Raw genomic sequence first — 15928 nt, 5'->3', positions numbered from 1 at the left:
AGAAACACATGCAATGGGAAGTCGTGATCGGGCTGGAGATTCATACCCAGCTCACCACCCGGTCGAAAATCTTTTCCGGTAGCTCCACCACCTTCGGTTCCGAGCCGAACACCCAGGCCAGCCTGGTTGACCTGGGCATGCCCGGCGTATTGCCGGTGCTGAACCAGGAAGCGGTGCGCATGGCGGTGATGTTCGGCCTGGCCATCGATGCCGAGATCGGCCAGCACAACGTGTTCGCCCGTAAAAACTATTTCTACCCGGACCTGCCCAAGGGCTATCAGATCAGCCAGATGGAATTGCCGATCGTCGGCAAGGGCCACCTGGATATCGCCCTGGAAGACGGCACGGTCAAACGCGTCGGCATCACCCGCGCGCACCTGGAAGAAGACGCCGGTAAAAGCCTGCACGAAGAATTCAGCGGCGCCACCGGCATCGACCTGAACCGCGCTGGCACACCGTTGCTGGAAATTGTTTCCGAGCCGGACATGCGCAGCGCCAAGGAAGCCGTGGCTTACGTCAAAGCTGTCCACGCGCTGGTGCGTTACCTGGGCATCTGCGATGGCAACATGGCCGAAGGCTCGCTGCGTTGCGACTGCAACGTGTCGATCCGTCCGAAAGGCCAGGCTGAATTCGGCACGCGCTGCGAGATCAAGAACGTCAACTCGTTCCGCTTCATCGAGAAAGCGATCAACAGCGAAGTGCAGCGTCAGATCGAGTTGATCGAAGACGGCGGCAAGGTGATCCAGCAGACCCGTCTGTACGATCCGAACAAGGACGAAACCCGTCCGATGCGCAGCAAAGAGGAAGCCAACGACTACCGTTACTTCCCCGATCCGGACCTGCTGCCGGTGGTCATCGAGGACTCGTTCCTCGACGATGTGCGCGCCACCCTGCCGGAACTGCCACCGCAGAAACGCGAGCGCTTCCAGGACCAGTTCGGTCTGTCGGTCTACGACGCCAGCGTCCTGGCCACCAGCCGCGAGCAAGCCGATTATTTCGAGAAAGTCGCGAGCATCGGCGGCGACGCCAAACTGGCGGCCAACTGGGTGATGGTTGAACTGGGCAGCCTGTTGAACAAGCAAGGCCTGGACATCGACCAGTCGCCGGTGTCGGCCGAGCAATTGGGCGGCATGTTGCTGCGCATCAAGGACAACACCATCTCCGGCAAGATTGCCAAAGTGGTGTTTGAAGCCATGGCCAACGGCGAAGGCAGTGCGGACGAGATCATCGACAAGCGCGGTCTCAAGCAAGTGACCGACACCGGCGCGATCTCGGCGGTGCTGGACGAAATGCTCGCGGCCAACGCCGAGCAGGTCGAACAATACCGCGCGGCAGACGAAGCCAAGCGCGGCAAGATGTTCGGCTTCTTCGTCGGCCAGGCCATGAAAGCCTCCAAAGGCAAGGCCAACCCGCAACAGGTCAACGAACTGCTCAAAAGCAAGCTCGAAGGCTAACCACAGTGATCGTTCCCACGCTCCCGCGTGGGAACGCCTCACTGGACGCTCTGCGTCCGCTTTTGTGACGCAGAGCGTCACGGGCTGCATTCCCACGCGGAGCGTGGGAACGATCATGGGGTCACCTAATGAAGCGTCTGCTCAGTGCCTGCGCCCTGCTCTCTCTGCTGGCCGGTTGCGCCAGCACGGATGTTGTTGATCCACACGGCTACGACAAGACCGGCGTAGCTTCGTATTACGGCGCCAAACACCATGGCAAACGCACCGCCAGCGGCGAGCGTTTCAACAAGAATTCCCTGACCGCCGCCCATCGCCAGTTGCCGTTCGGCACCCGGGTGAAGGTCACCAACCTGAAAAATGACAAGTCCTGCGTGGTGCGCATCAACGACCGCGGGCCATACTCTCGTGGGCGCCTGATCGACGTGTCACGTGAAGCGGCCGAACAGTTGGGCATGCTGCGCAGCGGCACCGCGAAGGTTCGCGTGCAAGCCCTCGACGACTGATAGACGGAGCGCTGACTATTTTCGGACTGGCCGATTTACCCCTGATCAGCGTGATTGAATTGTTCAGCGGTCTGTTTTTACTGATCGCCGGCGCTGAACTGATGGTGCGCGGCGCCGTGCGCCTGGCCGCGCGATTGCATGTGCGGCCGCTGATCATCGGCCTGACCATCGTGGCCCTCGGCAGCAGCGCACCGCAGATGGCGGTCAGCCTGCAAGCCACCCTGGCGCAAAACGCCGACATCGCCGTCGGCAGCGTGATCGGCAGCAGCATCTTCAACATCCTCGTCACCCTCGGGCTCTCGGCGCTGATAATTCCGCTGCGGGTTTCGCGACAATTGGTGCGCCTGGATATCCCGCTGATGATCGGCGCCAGCCTGCTGGTGTTCGTCCTGGCGTGGAACGAAGAACTGAACCGGACCGACGGCATGATTCTGCTGGGCGCATTGGTGCTGTACCTGGGCTTGCTCCTGCGCCAGTCGCGACACTCGGCCCGCCCGCCATCGGGGGCGCATGAAGCGCCACAGACGCCGTGGTTCAGCAGCCTGCTGATGATCGTCGCCGGGCTGGCGATGCTCGTGTTCGCCGGGCACTTGCTACTCGGGGCCGCGGTGGCGGTCGCGACTGACCTGGGGTTGTCGGAGCGGATCATCGGCCTGACCATCGTCGCTGTCAGCACCTCCCTGCCGGAGCTGGCCACTTCGTTGATCGCTGCGTTGCGCGGCCAGCGGGATATCGCGGTGGGAAACGTGATCGGCAGCAATCTGCTCAACCTTCTGGGCGTACTCGGGCTTACCGCATTGATCGCGCCGTCGCCGCTGTCGGTTTCACCCAACGCACTGGATTTCGATTTGCCGGTGATGCTCGGTGTCGCGGTGTTGTGCCTGCCGGTGTTCTATTCCGGCTACCGGGTGACGCGCGCCGAAGGCCTGCTGTTTTTGGGTTTGTACCTGGCCTATGGGCTGCACGTGGTGTCGTTTACCACGGGAATGCCGCTGGCCGGCAAGCTTGAACACCTGATGCTGTTTTTCGTCCTGCCGGCGCTGGGGGCGTTTTTGCTGTTCACGTCGCTGCGCGCCTGGCGTCGCCAACACCACAAGAGGGAATTGCCATGAGCACTGATAAAAAGCCCGGGGTTGAAGTCCGTCGCCAAGTGATGGGCGACGCTTTCGTCGACCGCGCCTTGGGCAATGCCACCGAGTTCACCCAGCCGCTGCAAGACTTCGTCAATGAACATGCCTGGGGCGGTGTGTGGAACCGTGAAGGCTTGCCGCTGAAAACCCGCAGCCTGATTACCCTTGCGGCGCTGACTGCGTTGAAGTGTCCGCAAGAATTGAAAGGTCACGTGCGCGGTGCGCTGAACAACGGCTGCACCGTGGAAGAGATTCGCGAGGCGTTGCTGCATTGTGCGGTGTATGCCGGCGTGCCGGCGGCGATCGATGCGTTTCGGGCGGCGCAGGAAGTGATTGATACGTACCAGAAGCCGGAGTAAGTCGCTGACATTTCTGGTGGCTGTTCAGCCGTCTTCGCGAGCAAGCCCGCTCCCACATTTTGGAATGCATTCCCCTGTGGGAGCGGCGGTGCGACGATTCGACTTGCTCGCGAATGGATCTAAAAAACACCACAAATCCTGAAGCTAAATCCACCCACCCCACTGCAACAAAAAGATCCCGAGGTTGGTGGTGATCGCCGCCATCAGCGTGGTAATCACGATGATCGCCGCCGCCAGTTCATGATTGCCATTGGCCGCTCGAGCCATGACGAAACTGGCCGCGGCAGTCGGGCTGCCGAAGTACAGAAACAGAATCCCCAACTCCGCCCCGCGAAAGCCCCAGAGCCAGGCACCAAGCGTCGCCAGCACCGGCAGGCCGATCATTTTCAGCAGGCTCGAACTCAACGCCATCGTGCCGCTTTTGCGCATCGCCGCCAGCGACAACGTGCCACCGATGCAGATCAACGCCAACGGCAACGTGGTTTGTGCCAGGTACTGGCCGGACGTTTCCAGCCACCCTGGCAAACCGATCTTGAACCAGGCAAACGGTATCGCCGCAAACACGCTGATGATCAACGGGTTGACCATCACGCTTTTGCAGATGCTCCACGGATCAGATTTGATCACCGGGCTATAGACAGCCAGCACGATGGTCGACAGGGTGTTGTAAAGCACGATCACCAGCCCCGCGAGTATCGCCCCGAGAGAAATCCCGTAGCCGCCGTACATGCTCGCCGCCAGTGCCAGACCGATAACACCGTTGTTGCCGCGAAATGCACCCTGGGTGTAGATGCCTCGGTCTTCCCGCGGGCATTTCCAGATCGCCCAGCCCCAGGCAATCGTAAAGCACAGCAGCGTCGCGACCGAGAAGTAGATCAGCAGCGCCGGTTGCAGCGCGGCATGCAGGTCGGCATGCAAGATGCCCAGAAACAGCAACGCCGGCATGGTGACGTTGAACACCAGGGCCGACGCGGTATGAATGAAGCTGTCATTGATCCAGTCGATGCGCTTGAGCAGGACCCCCAGAAACAGCATGGCAAACACCGGCGCGGTGATGTTCAGGGTTTCGAGGAAGATAGCCAGCATGCCGGGGGGAACCTTGGGTGGGTGTCGTTAGGGGGCTAATGATAAGCCACTTTCACCCGGATCGTTCCCACGCTCTGCGTGGGAATGCCTCTTGTGACGCTCTGCGTCACGCTTTTGGGACGCAGAGCGTCCCGGGCTGCATTCCCACGCAGAGCGTGGGAACGATCACTCGGTCTCAGGTGATCGGCGCAGGGTTGAACAAGGTGATGTCGTTATGCAGCTTATGCTGCTCCGCCCATGTCTGTTTCTTGCCGCTGGCCACGTCCAGGTAGTAGTGGAACAACTCCCAGCCAAGGTCTTCAATCGACGCCCGCCCGGTGGCAATCCGCCCGGCATCGATGTCGATCAAATCCGGCCAGCGTTGCGCCAGTTCTGTGCGGGTCGACACCTTCACCACCGGCGCCATCGCCAACCCATAAGGCGTACCCCGCCCGGTGGTGAACACATGCAGGTTCATCCCCGCCGCTAACTGCAACGTCCCACAGACAAAATCACTGGCCGGGGTCGCGCAGAAAATCAGCCCTTTGCGCTTGAACCGTTCACCAGGGCCAAGCACCCCGTTGATCGCGCTGCTGCCGGATTTGACGATCGAGCCCAGGGACTTCTCGACGATATTCGACAACCCGCCCTTCTTGTTCCCCGGCGTGGTGTTGGCACTGCGATCCGCTTCGCCCTTGGCCAGGTAACGGTCGTACCAGTCCATTTCCCGCACCAACTCCTGAGCAACTTCCTCGGTTTCGGCGCGGGACGTCAGCAGGTAAATCGCATCGCGCACTTCGGTAACTTCGGAAAACATCACCGTCGCCCCCGCCCGCAACAACAGGTCCGAGGCATAGCCAAGCGCCGGATTGGCGGTGACGCCAGAGAACGCATCGCTGCCGCCGCACTGCATGCCGAGGATCAGTTCGGAGGCCGGCACGGTTTCCCGACGACGCAGATCGAGCTTCTTCAAACGAGTCTCGGCCAGCGCCATGATCTGCTCGATCATCTCGGTGAAACCGTGGCTGGAATCCTGTAAGCGGTACAACCATGGATCGCTTAAATCCACCGAACTGTCGTTCTCGTGCATCACCTGGCCAGCCTGCAATTTCTCGCAGCCCAGACTGATCACCAGCGCTTCGCCACCCAGGTTCGGGTTGCGCGCCAGATTGCGCACGGTGCGAATCGGGATGTACGCGTCGGTGGCGGTGATCGCCACGCCGCAGCCGTAACTGTGGGTCAGCGCCACCACGTCATCGACGTTCGGGTACTTGGGCAGCAACTCGTCCTTGATGCGTTTCACCGCATGGTCCAGCACCCCGGTGACGCATTGCACAGTGGTGGTGATGCCCAGAATATTGCGCGTGCCGACAGTGCCGTCGGCGTTGCGATAACCCTCGAAGGTGAAGCCTTCCAGCGGTGCCTGCGCGGCGGGCACTTCGGTGGACAGCGGCAGACTGTCCAGCGGCGGCGCGGTCGGCATGCGCAATTGATCTTCCTTGACCCAGCTGCCGCGAGGAATCGGCTGCAACGCATACCCAATGGTCTGGCCGTAACGAATCACCTGGCCGCCCTCGGGAATGTCCTCGAGAGTGACCTTGTGGCTCTGCGGCACGAAATCCACGGTGACCAGGCCATCGGGGAATTCGGTGCCGGCCGGCACGCCCTGATCGTTGACCACGATCACCACATTGTCCCGCTCGTGCAGGCGGATGTAGCGCGGCGAGTCGGAATGTTCAATCAACTGCATGACGCCGCTCCTCAGGAATGCGCTTCAGATAACTTGGTGTTGGTTTCAGGACCGCTGACCGGCGGCTCTTTGAGCACCACTCGCTTGATCGGGCCAACGATCACCAGATAGCTGAAGACGGCTACCAGCGCGTTGCAACCGACGAACACCAGCGCCCATTTGAACGAGCCGGTGGAGCTGATGATGTAACCGATGACAATCGGCGTGGTGATCGACGCGATGTTGCCGAAGGTATTGAACAGGCCACCGCTGAGACCGGCGATCTGTTTCGGCGAGGTGTCGGACACCACCGCCCAGCCCAACGCACCCACGCCTTTGCCGAAGAATGCCAGGGCCATGAAGCCGACGACCATCCATTCAACGTCTACATAGTTGCAAGCCACGATGCTACTGGAAACCAGCAGACCGGCGATGATCGGCGCCTTGCGGGCAAAGGTCAGCGAGTGCCCCTTACGCAGCAGGTAATCGGAAATCACCCCGCCAAGCACACCACCGATAAACCCGCAGATCGCTGGCAGCGAGGCAATGAAACCGGCCTTGAGAATGGTCATGCCACGCTCCTGCACCAGGTACACCGGGAACCAGGTGAGGAAGAAGTAAGTGATGCCGTTGATGCAGTACTGGCCCAGATACACACCGAGCATCATGCGGTTGGTCAGCAGTTGGCGAATGTAGTCCCACTTCGGACCGTCGCCCTTTTTGCCTTTACCTTTGTCCTGGTCCATGTCGACCATGCCGCCGTTGTCGGCGATGTGCTTGAACTCGGCGTCGTTGATCATCGGGTGTTGGCGCGGGCTGTAGATCACCTTCAGCCAGATCCCGGAGAAGATGATGCCGATTACCCCCATGACGATGAACACGTGCTGCCAACCGAAGGAATAAACGATCCAGCCCATCAGCGGCGCGAACAACACGGTGGCGAAGTATTGCGCCGAGTTGAAGATCGCAGACGCTGTACCGCGTTCAGCGGTCGGGAACCAGGCCGCCACGATGCGTGCGTTGCCGGGGAAGGATGGCGCTTCGGCCAGGCCCACCAAAAAGCGCAGCATGAACAGCGCGACAACGGCGGTGGAAAGCCCGAATTCACCAACATAGCCTTGCAGCACGGTGAACAGCGACCAGGTGAAGATGCTCAGGGCGTAGATTTTTTTCGAACCGAAACGGTCCAGCAGCCAGCCACCGGGAATTTGCCCGGCCACGTAGGCCCAACCGAATGCGGAGAAGATATAACCGAGAGTGACCGCGTCGATGCCGAGGTCTTTTTGCAGGCTGGAGCCGGCGATTGCGATGGTGGCCCGGTCGGCGTAGTTGATCGTGGTCACGAGGAAAAGCATGAGCAGGATCAAATAGCGGACGTGAGTCGGCTTCTGGGTCGATTGCATGTAGATGTACTCCCACAAATTATTTTTATGCGCGGGTGAATCTGCTGTGTTCCCTGTAGAAGCTGGCTTGCCAGCGAAGGCGGTAAAACATTCAACAAATGCGTTGGCTGTCAGGACGTCTTCGCTGGCAAGCCAGCTCCTACAGGGGTTGCGGTATCGATGCCGATACCGCGGTGTTTCCTGTCAGGAGCCGATGTAGCTGGTCTTCACGACCGTGTAGAACTCTTGCGCATAGCGACCTTGCTCACGTGATCCATAGGATGAACCTTTACGCCCACCGAACGGAACGTGGTAATCCACGCCGGCGGTCGGCAGGTTGACCATCACCATCCCGGCCTGGGAGTGGCGTTTGAAGTGGTTGGCGTACTTCAGCGACGTCGTGGCGATACCCGCCGACAGACCGAACTCGGTGTCGTTGGCCATGGCCAGCGCTGCCTCGTAATCGGCGACGCGAACGATGTTGGCCACCGGGCCGAAAATTTCTTCGCGGCTGATGCGCATCGCAGCTTCGCTGTCGGCAAACAGCGTCGGGGCGAGGAAGTAGCCTTCGGTGTCGCACGTCACCAAACCACCGCCGCTGACCAGACGCGCACCTTCGCACTGGCCGATGTCGATGTACTTCAAGTCCTGTTCAAGCTGAGCCTGCGAGACGACCGGACCGATATCGGTACCGGTTTTCAGTGCGTGACCGACCTTGATCGACTTCATGCGCTCGGCCATGGCTTCGACGAATTTGTCGTGAATCCCGGCGGTGACGATGAAGCGACTCGACGCGGTGCACCGTTGGCCGGTGGAGTAGAACGCGCTCTGTACCGACAGCTCGACCGCTTGCTTGAGGTCGGCGTCATCCAGAATGATCTGCGGGTTCTTGCCGCCCATTTCCAGCTGAACCTTGGCCTGGCGCGAGACGCAGCTGATAGCGATCTGACGACCGACACCGACGGAACCAGTGAAGCTGATGCCGTCGACTTTCGGGCTCTGTACCAGCGCATCGCCAACCACGCGACCGCTGCCCATCACCAGGTTGAACACGCCGGCGGGGAAGCCTGCGCGGGAGATGATTTCCGCCAGCGCCCAGGCACAACCCGGTACCAGATCAGCAGGCTTCAGCACGACGCAATTGCCGTAAGCCAGGGCCGGAGCGATTTTCCACGCAGGGATCGCGATCGGGAAGTTCCACGGGGTGATCAGGCCGACCACACCGAGGGCTTCGCGAGTGACTTCGACGTTGACGCCCGGACGCACTGACGGCAGGTAATCGCCCGACAAGCGCAGGCATTCACCGGCGAAGAACTTGAAAATATTACCGGCGCGGGTCACTTCGCCAATGGCTTCGGGCAGGGTCTTGCCCTCTTCCCGGGCCAGCAAAGTGCCTAACTCTTCGCGACGGGCGAGGATCTCGCTGCCGACTTTATCCAGTGAATCGTGACGTGCCTGAATACCCGAAGTGGACCAGGCCGGGAACGCGGCGTGAGCGGCGTCGATGGCGGCGTGGACCTGAGCCAGATCAGCCTTGGCGTAATCGCCGATGGTATCGGTCAGCTCGGACGGATTGATGTTGACGCAGTAATCACTGCCCGCCACCCATTCGCCGTTGATGTAGTTATCGAAACGCGTTGAATCAGCCATGGGCTGCCCCTTTAAAAGAAGTCCTCACGCAAAAAGCTTATTGCGCACCTTGCTTGTCGATCAGCGCAGCAAGCATTTCGTACTCTTCGCCCGTCAGATCGGTCAGCGGTGCACGCACCGGGCCTGCGTCATAACCGGCAATTTTTGCCCCGGCCTTGACGATGCTCACGGCGTAACCGGCCTTGCGGTTGCGGATGTCCAGGTACGGCAGGAAGAAGTCGTCGATGATCTTGCCAACCGTGGCGTGATCTTCACGAGCAATGGCGTGGTAGAAATCCATCGCGGTTTTCGGGATGAAGTTGAACACCGCCGAGGAGTAGACGGGCACGCCCAACGCCTTGTAGGCCGCGGCGTAGACTTCGGCGGTCGGTAAACCGCCCAGGTAGCTGAAGCGATCACCGAGGCGGCGACGGATCGACACCATCAACTCGATATCGCCCAGGCCATCCTTGTAACCGATCAGGTTCGGGCAGCGCTCGGCCAGGCGTTCCAGCAGCGGAGCGGTCAGGCGGCAGACGTTACGGTTGTAAACCACCACGCCGATTTTTACCGATTTGCATACCGCTTCAACGTGGGCGGCAACGCCATCCTGGCTGGCTTCGGTCAGGTAATGCGGCAGCAGCAACAGGCCTTTGGCACCCAGACGCTCGGCTTCCTGAGCGTATTCGATGGCCTGGCGGGTGGCGCCACCGACACCGGCGAGGATCGGCACGCTGGTGGCGCAGGTATCGACGGCCGTCTTGATGATTTCCGAATATTCGCTGGCCGCCAGAGAGAAGAACTCACCGGTGCCGCCCGCGGCGAACAATGCCGAGGCGCCGTATGGGGCCAGCCATTCGAGACGCTTGATATAGCCCGCGCGATGGAAATCGCCCTGAGCATTGAAGTCGGTGACCGGGAACGACAGCAGGCCGGAAGAGAGGATGGACTTCAGTTCTTGTGGATTCATTTATTCGAACACCCTGGGTAGCAACGTTGTGAGAAAACCGTTCAGCCTTCGCCGAAGTTGTAGGTCATCGTACAACTTAAAATACAACCGTCAACTGCATTTCATCGCGGGATGGGCATTTTGCTAGACGGGGTGCTCATTCCGGCCCGAAAACGTGGGGTTACGCTCTGCCAGGAAGACCGTGCCGAAGAGTTACGTTGTCGGAGGAGATTACAAGATGGGAATAACAGACAGACCTGGACCTTGAAATGCCTGGTCAATATTGGCTTCTGCAAGGTATGGCCTGCCTGCGTAAAGTGCGACCACTGCCGCGAAGGATCGCGGCAGACTTTTCAAGGAGAGCGTTGCCTCATGACTTTTGCCATTGCATACCTTCCACAGTTCCCGGATCACCCCGTCGACCAGGTAACCATCCGATTATCGACCCTCAGTGAAGACTTGATCATCCGCGTGCCGGATCCGAACGATATTCCGCCGAACTGGGACGTCTATCCAATCCTTGGCACGAACACAGAAGAGCCTGACTGGGAGGGCCTCGCAGAGCCTACCGGCGTCTGGGATGAGGCCAGTGACGATGTGGTAAAACGAACGGGAATTGAGCTGCGAATCCCGAAAGCGGAACTGGAAAATTACCTGAACACAGAAGTGGAATTGCGTTACAAATTCGCGGATGAGTCGAGTATGGAACCGTGTTCGGAGCCTCTGAGACTGTATATGGAATCATGACATCCAACTTGCGCCTGGCCTTTATAGTTCAGGCGCACTACGACACAACCGAAGTGAAACCGTAACGCCTGTCACCCCTGCGCCTGCGCCTCTTCATGGGCCTGGCGCAGCCTTTCGCGGCTATTGGTCAGGTGCAGACGCATCGCTGCGCGCGCCGCATCGGAATCCTGTCGCGCGATCGCCTCGTAGATTTCCTCGTGCTCGCGGCTCAGGCGACTCATGTAGTGCTGCTGATCATCATGGGCCAGGCGCGCGGAGTTCAGACGCGTGCGCGGAATAATACTGGTGCCCAGGTGAGTCATGATGTCGGTGAAGTAGCGGTTGCCGGTGGCCAGGGCAATTTGCAGGTGGAACTGAAAGTCCGATCCCACGGCATCACTGGCGCGGGCGGCACTTTCATTGAGGGCGTCCAGGGCCTCACGCATGGCGGCCAACTGTTCAGGGCTGCGACGTTGCGCGGCAAGGCCGGCGGACTCCACTTCCAGGCTGATGCGCAATTCCAGAATCGCCAATACGTCGCGCAAGGTCACCACGGTGGCCGGGTCGATACGGAAACCGCTCGGGCTCGGGGTGTCGAGCACGAAGGTGCCGATGCCATGACGGGTTTCAACCTGGCCGGCGGCCTGCAAACGGGAAATCGCTTCGCGCACCACGGTGCGGCTGACGCCATGGGCCTCCATGATCGCCGACTCGGTGGGCAACTTGTCGCCACGTTTGAGGTGACCGTCGCGGATCTGCTCGGACAGCACCGTCACCAATTCCTGAGCGAGGCTGCGGCGCTTGCGAGGGAGGCGAGGTGCGTCGATCGGATTTTCCATGGTGAACGTCTGTCTCAAGAATTCGGCTGAGCCCGCATCATAGCGTATGCGAGTTGTACGATCACCACCGCCCCCCTGTAGGAGCGAGGCTTGCCCGCGAAGGCCTCCCCGCGGTTTTCAATCGAAGACCGCGTTATCGTTCTTCGCGGGCAAGCCTCGCTCCTACACGGGGGAGGTGGTGTTCAGGCGGTGACGGTCTGGTCCACCAGATGCCCATTCTCGATACGCACATGCCGTGGATGGAAACGCTTCAGGCTGCTGCGATGGCCGACGCTGACGATGCTCAAGCCCGGTAATTCATCGATCAACGCCTGATACAACGACGCTTCATCCTCTTCGTCCATCGCCGAAGTGGCTTCATCCATATACAACCATTGCGGCGCATAAAGCAGCGCGCGGGCGAAGGCCAGTCGTTGCTGCTCACCCGGCGAAAGCATGCGCTGCCAGTGATTGGCTTCATCCAGACGCGAAACCAGATGCGGCAAGCGGCAGGTTTCCAGCACGTGGGCATAACGCTCGTGCGGGTAAGTGTCGCCCGGCTGTGGATAACTCAGCGCCTCGCGCAAGGTGCCAATCGGCAGATACGGTTTTTGCGGCAAGAACAGGTAACGCCCCGTCGGCAGACGGATGCTGCCATGGCCGGCTGGCCAAAGGTGCCCCATCGCCCGCAGCAAAGTCGATTTGCCGCTGCCGGAACGACCGCTGAGCATCACGCGCTCGCCCTCCTCCACGGTCATGTCGGCGTTGGTCAGCAGATGACGACCGTCAGCGAGATCGAGGCCAAGGTTATGCACCTTCAACGTCGTGCCTTGGTTCTGTACATCGATGGCCGGTGCACGTTCTTCGTTATCGGTCATGGCCTGACGGAAACTCAGCAGACGATCACACGTGGCGCGCCATGCCGCCAGATCCGTATACGCGTTGATGAACCAGCTGAAGTTCTCCTGCACGTTGCCAAAGGCCGAGTTGATTTGCATCAGCTCACCGAGTTCGATCTTGCCGGTGAAGTAACGCGGCGCCGCAACGATGAACGGGAAAATGATCGCGATCTGACTATATCCGGAGGTGAAGAAAGTCAGGCGTTTGGACACGCGCATGATGTCCCAGAAATTGTGCCACACCAGCCCGAAGCGATTGCTCAAGCGCCGGTTTTCATTCGGCTCGCCGTTGTACAACGCAATGCTTTCGGCGTTTTCGCGCACCCGCACCATGGAGAAACGCAGGTCGGCCTCAAAGCGTTGCTGGTTATTGTTCAGGCCGATCAAGCGTTTGCCGATCAGGTGTGCCAGCCAACTGCCGACCGTCGCGTACACCAGCGCACACCAGAACATGTAACCGGGAATGGTGAAGCCGAACACCTCGATGCTACCTGAAACGCCCCACAAAATGATCGAGAACGACACCAGGCTGACCACGGTGCGGATCAATCCCAGGCCGAGGTCCAGGGTGATAGTGGTGAATCTATTGAGGTCTTCGGAAATCCGCTGGTCGGGGTTATCGGTATAACCGCCCTGCTCCAGCTGATAGTAATTCTTGCGCGCGAGCCAGCGGGCAAAGTGCTTTTCGGTAAGCCAGGCCCGCCAACGAATGGTCAGCATCTGGGTCAGGTACTGACGATACACTGAGCCGAGAATCGCCACGGCGGCGATGCCACAGAAATACAGGATCAATTGCCAGAACGCCGCTTCGTCCTTCTTCTGCAGGGCGTTGTAGAAATCCTTGTACCAACTGTTGATCCACACCGAAATCGCCACGCTGAACAATGACAGCGCGATCACTGCGATCAGTAACGTCCAGGCCTTGCCCTTCTCTTCGCTGCGCCAGTAAGGCGTGGTCATCGCCCAGACTTTGCGAAAAAACTGCCCGTGCACAGCATCGTTGACCGCGGAATATTCAGCGTTCTGATTCATGGATAAGGCTCGATAAAGAAAAGAACACACACGAACCGATCATAAATGATCGGTTCGTGTTATCGCGAGGGCTGGCGATAATCGTTCAGCGTCCGTTCAGCGACGAACCGGGCGCTTCTGCAGTTTGCGCTGCAGCGTGCGGCGGTGCATGCCCAAGGCGCGGGCAGTGGCGGAGATGTTGCCTTCGTGTTCGGTCAATACGCGCTGGATGTGCTCCCACTGGAGACGGTCCACGGACATCGGGTTTTCCGGCACCAGCGTGTCAAGGTCGGCGTGCTCGGAGAGCAATGCGGCCAGGACGTCATCGGCGTCCGCCGGTTTGCACAGGTAATTGCAGGCGCCGCGCTTGATCGCCTCGACAGCGGTGGCAATGCTCGAATAACCGGTGAGGATCACCACGCGCATTTCCGGATCGAGTTCGAGCAGCTTGGGCAGCAACACCAGGCCCGAGTCGCCGTCCATTTTCAGATCAAGGGCGGCGTAATCCGGTATGTCGGCCTGGGCGATGGTCAGGCCTTCTTCGGCGGAACCTGCCGTGCTGACGCGAAAACCACGGCGGGCCATGGCGCGGGCCATCACGCGGGTGAAGGTTGCGTCGTCATCCACCAGCAGCAAATGCGGCAGTTCTTCGCCTTCGACTTGGATCTCGTCACTCATGTTCGTCTCCTCGGGCGACACGGGGCAGGCGCAGCTCGGTAAGCGTGCCACCTTCCTCATGACTGTAGAGTTTCACTGAGCCGCCGGCGCGTGTCACGCTGGCCTTGCTCAAAAACAGGCCCAGGCCGAAACCTTTGCCCTTGGTGGTAAAAAACGGTTTGCCGATCTGCTCGGCAATGGCCAATGGCACACCGGCGCCATGGTCGCGAATGCTGATGGTCAAGTCCTCGGCATTCCAGTCCAGGGTCACTTGCAAGCCTTCGGGACAGGCATCGGCGGCATTGTTCAGCAAGTTCAGCAGGGCCTGGGTCAAGTCCGGCGGCGGCGCCATGCGCGGCACAGCCCCTTGGCCCAGACGCTGGAAGCGGTAACTGGCTTCCGGGCGCATCAAATGCCAGCGGTTCAGGGCTTCGTCGAGCCAGTCGGTGACGTCCTGCATCTCCACCGCCAAGCGACGATTGGCTTCCGCCGCCCGAACCAACTGCTGCAAGGTTTCTTTGCAGAGTTTGACCTGATCCTGCAACACGCTCAAATCGTCCTGCAACAGCGGGTCGGGATGGTCCTGGCGCATTTCCTTGAGCAGCACGCTCATGGTTGCCAGCGGCGTGCCCAGTTCATGGGCGGCGCCGGCAGCCTGGGTCGCGACGGCCAGCAATTGCTGATCGCGCAGGCCTTCTTCACGACGAATGGCGCGCAGCTCCTCTTGGCGGCGTAGCTCTTCGGCCATACGGGCAGCGAAGAACGTGATGACTGCCGCCGCCAGGGCGAAACTCAGCCACATGCCATAGATCTGCAAATTTTCCCGGGCGATCGGGAACGTTTCCAGCGGATAGAACCGCGCCAGCAGCAACGTATAAAGCGCCAGGGCGATACCCGACAGAATCACCGAATAGCGCCACGGCAACGTCACGGCGGCGATGGTCAGCGGCACCAGATAATAAGAGACGAACGGGTTGGTCGAACCGCCGGAGAAGTACAGCAAGGCACTGTGGATAAACAGGTCGCAGGCCAGTTGCAACGCGTATTCAAGCTCGGTGACTGGCCAGGAGGTACGCAGGCGGACGGCGGTGAACACGCAGAGCAGGATCGAGCAACCGAGGGTCATTGCCAGTTGCACCCACGGCAACGGCAGCAGGTCGAACCAGTAGGCCAGGCCTACGGAACCGGCCTGAGCGGCCAGCACTAACGTGCGGATGAACGTGAGCCGCCAGAGGTTCTGGCGAGTGGCGGAAGTGATTTGAACGGGGGCGAGCATGAGCTCTCCTGATGAGCGCTCCAGGCGGATCGCACGGAGTATAACCAAGCCGCGGGCCTGAGAGGCAAAAGTGCGGCAAACGACCACATGGCAGGAAGGTTTGCTGCGTCTATAAGGACGCCTTCGCGGGCAAGTCGGATCGCCGCATCGCTCGCTCCTACGGGATTTTGGCGTGCAGGAGTTTATATACGACGCATTCCTGTAGGAGCGAGCTTGAACTGGTCAAGTAAATCCGGACACCGGTTACGGTGTTTATGCCGCTTTTAGCTCCATAGCTATTGGCGACAGGTAGTTGTTGTAGCTGTGGAGCCTGGTGCGGTTGTAATACATGAAGAAACGCA

14 protein-coding genes are annotated in these 15928 nt (G+C 60.0%); 5 read left to right on the top strand and 9 right to left on the bottom strand.

Annotated features, from left to right (window positions below; all coding sequences use genetic code 11):
• Nucleotides 1–8: 8 nt before the first annotated feature.
• The 4 genes from gatB to MEB48_RS13605 all read left to right on the top strand — a co-directional run bounded on the left by gatB (nt 9) and on the right by MEB48_RS13605 (nt 3446).
• Complete coding sequence (gene gatB / locus MEB48_RS13620) at nt 9–1454, top strand: Asp-tRNA(Asn)/Glu-tRNA(Gln) amidotransferase subunit GatB (RefSeq protein ID WP_237884723.1); 1446 nt, start codon at nt 9–11, stop codon at nt 1452–1454.
• Between the two features lie 128 nt (nt 1455–1582).
• Nucleotides 1583–1957 (top strand): septal ring lytic transglycosylase RlpA family protein, encoded by a 375-nt coding sequence (locus MEB48_RS13615; protein WP_237884722.1) that lies wholly within the window; start codon nt 1583–1585, stop codon nt 1955–1957.
• Between the two features lie 50 nt (nt 1958–2007).
• Nucleotides 2008–3069: a calcium/sodium antiporter gene (locus MEB48_RS13610; protein WP_237884721.1), complete on the top strand. Its 1062-nt coding sequence runs from the start codon at nt 2008–2010 to the stop codon at nt 3067–3069.
• Nucleotides 3066–3446: a carboxymuconolactone decarboxylase family protein gene (locus MEB48_RS13605; RefSeq protein WP_030128031.1), complete on the top strand. Its 381-nt coding sequence runs from the start codon at nt 3066–3068 to the stop codon at nt 3444–3446. The genes MEB48_RS13610 and MEB48_RS13605 overlap by 4 nt, the downstream gene beginning before the upstream one ends.
• Nucleotides 3447–3590: 144 nt before the next feature.
• Here MEB48_RS13605 and MEB48_RS13600 read toward each other — a convergent pair whose 3' ends face one another.
• From MEB48_RS13600 to kdgD, 5 genes are all read right to left on the bottom strand, one after another.
• Nucleotides 3591–4532 carry an AEC family transporter gene (locus MEB48_RS13600; RefSeq protein WP_237884720.1) on the bottom strand — a complete coding sequence of 314 codons (942 nt, stop codon included), beginning with the start codon at nt 4530–4532 and terminating at the stop codon, nt 3591–3593.
• A 175-nt stretch (nt 4533–4707) separates the two neighbouring features.
• A complete protein-coding gene (garD, locus tag MEB48_RS13595; RefSeq protein ID WP_237884719.1) occupies nt 4708–6261 on the bottom strand; it encodes a galactarate dehydratase in 1554 nt (517 codons plus the stop codon).
• Between the two features lie 11 nt (nt 6262–6272).
• Entirely contained in the window at nt 6273–7643 is a 1371-nt protein-coding gene (locus tag MEB48_RS13590; protein WP_237884718.1) for an MFS transporter, read from the bottom strand.
• A gap of 183 nt (nt 7644–7826) precedes the next feature.
• A complete protein-coding gene (locus MEB48_RS13585) occupies nt 7827–9272 on the bottom strand; it encodes an aldehyde dehydrogenase family protein (RefSeq protein ID WP_237884717.1) in 1446 nt (481 codons plus the stop codon).
• 37 nt (nt 9273–9309) lie between these two features.
• The gene (gene kdgD / locus MEB48_RS13580; RefSeq protein ID WP_008015297.1) at nt 9310–10221 is read right to left on the bottom strand and encodes a 5-dehydro-4-deoxyglucarate dehydratase; all 912 of its coding nucleotides are present in this window, start codon (nt 10219–10221) and stop codon (nt 9310–9312) included.
• 351 nt (nt 10222–10572) lie between these two features.
• Here kdgD and MEB48_RS13575 point away from each other — a divergent pair, with 351 nt between their 5' ends.
• Nucleotides 10573–10947 (top strand): hypothetical protein, encoded by a 375-nt coding sequence (locus MEB48_RS13575; RefSeq protein WP_237884716.1) that lies wholly within the window; start codon nt 10573–10575, stop codon nt 10945–10947.
• A gap of 71 nt (nt 10948–11018) precedes the next feature.
• Here MEB48_RS13575 and MEB48_RS13570 read toward each other — a convergent pair whose 3' ends face one another.
• From MEB48_RS13570 to MEB48_RS13555, 4 genes are all read right to left on the bottom strand, one after another.
• Nucleotides 11019–11765: a FadR/GntR family transcriptional regulator gene (locus MEB48_RS13570; RefSeq protein ID WP_237884715.1), complete on the bottom strand. Its 747-nt coding sequence runs from the start codon at nt 11763–11765 to the stop codon at nt 11019–11021.
• 182 nt (nt 11766–11947) lie between these two features.
• Nucleotides 11948–13675, bottom strand: coding sequence for an ABC transporter ATP-binding protein/permease (locus MEB48_RS13565; RefSeq protein WP_237884714.1), 1728 nt, complete (start codon nt 13673–13675; stop codon nt 11948–11950).
• A gap of 96 nt (nt 13676–13771) precedes the next feature.
• Nucleotides 13772–14332 carry a response regulator transcription factor gene (locus tag MEB48_RS13560; protein WP_007901386.1) on the bottom strand — a complete coding sequence of 187 codons (561 nt, stop codon included), beginning with the start codon at nt 14330–14332 and terminating at the stop codon, nt 13772–13774.
• Nucleotides 14325–15587 (bottom strand): ATP-binding protein, encoded by a 1263-nt coding sequence (locus tag MEB48_RS13555; RefSeq protein ID WP_237884713.1) that lies wholly within the window; start codon nt 15585–15587, stop codon nt 14325–14327. Before MEB48_RS13555 ends, MEB48_RS13560 begins: the two co-directional genes overlap by 8 nt.
• Nucleotides 15588–15928: the final 341 nt, after the last annotated feature.

This window comes from Pseudomonas sp. PGPR40 (assembly GCF_022014505.1).
Lineage (GTDB): Bacteria > Pseudomonadota > Gammaproteobacteria > Pseudomonadales > Pseudomonadaceae > Aquipseudomonas.
Note: the sequence above shows the minus strand (reverse complement) of the source record. Positions and strands in the feature narration are given on the sequence as shown.

Coding starts and splice junctions, on each gene's coding strand:
- gatB (WP_237884723.1), top strand. CDS start 9: ATGCAATGGGAAGTCGTGATCGGGCTGGAGATTCATACCCAGCTCACC.
- MEB48_RS13615 (WP_237884722.1), top strand. CDS start 1,583: ATGAAGCGTCTGCTCAGTGCCTGCGCCCTGCTCTCTCTGCTGGCCGGT.
- MEB48_RS13605 (WP_030128031.1), top strand. CDS start 3,066: ATGAGCACTGATAAAAAGCCCGGGGTTGAAGTCCGTCGCCAAGTGATG.
- MEB48_RS13600 (WP_237884720.1), bottom strand. CDS start 4,532: ATGCTGGCTATCTTCCTCGAAACCCTGAACATCACCGCGCCGGTGTTT.
- garD (WP_237884719.1), bottom strand. CDS start 6,261: ATGCAGTTGATTGAACATTCCGACTCGCCGCGCTACATCCGCCTGCAC.
- MEB48_RS13590 (WP_237884718.1), bottom strand. CDS start 7,643: ATGCAATCGACCCAGAAGCCGACTCACGTCCGCTATTTGATCCTGCTC.
- MEB48_RS13585 (WP_237884717.1), bottom strand. CDS start 9,272: ATGGCTGATTCAACGCGTTTCGATAACTACATCAACGGCGAATGGGTG.
- kdgD (WP_008015297.1), bottom strand. CDS start 10,221: ATGAATCCACAAGAACTGAAGTCCATCCTCTCTTCCGGCCTGCTGTCG.
- MEB48_RS13575 (WP_237884716.1), top strand. CDS start 10,573: ATGACTTTTGCCATTGCATACCTTCCACAGTTCCCGGATCACCCCGTC.
- MEB48_RS13570 (WP_237884715.1), bottom strand. CDS start 11,765: ATGGAAAATCCGATCGACGCACCTCGCCTCCCTCGCAAGCGCCGCAGC.
- MEB48_RS13565 (WP_237884714.1), bottom strand. CDS start 13,675: ATGAATCAGAACGCTGAATATTCCGCGGTCAACGATGCTGTGCACGGG.
- MEB48_RS13560 (WP_007901386.1), bottom strand. CDS start 14,332: ATGAGTGACGAGATCCAAGTCGAAGGCGAAGAACTGCCGCATTTGCTG.
- MEB48_RS13555 (WP_237884713.1), bottom strand. CDS start 15,587: ATGCTCGCCCCCGTTCAAATCACTTCCGCCACTCGCCAGAACCTCTGG.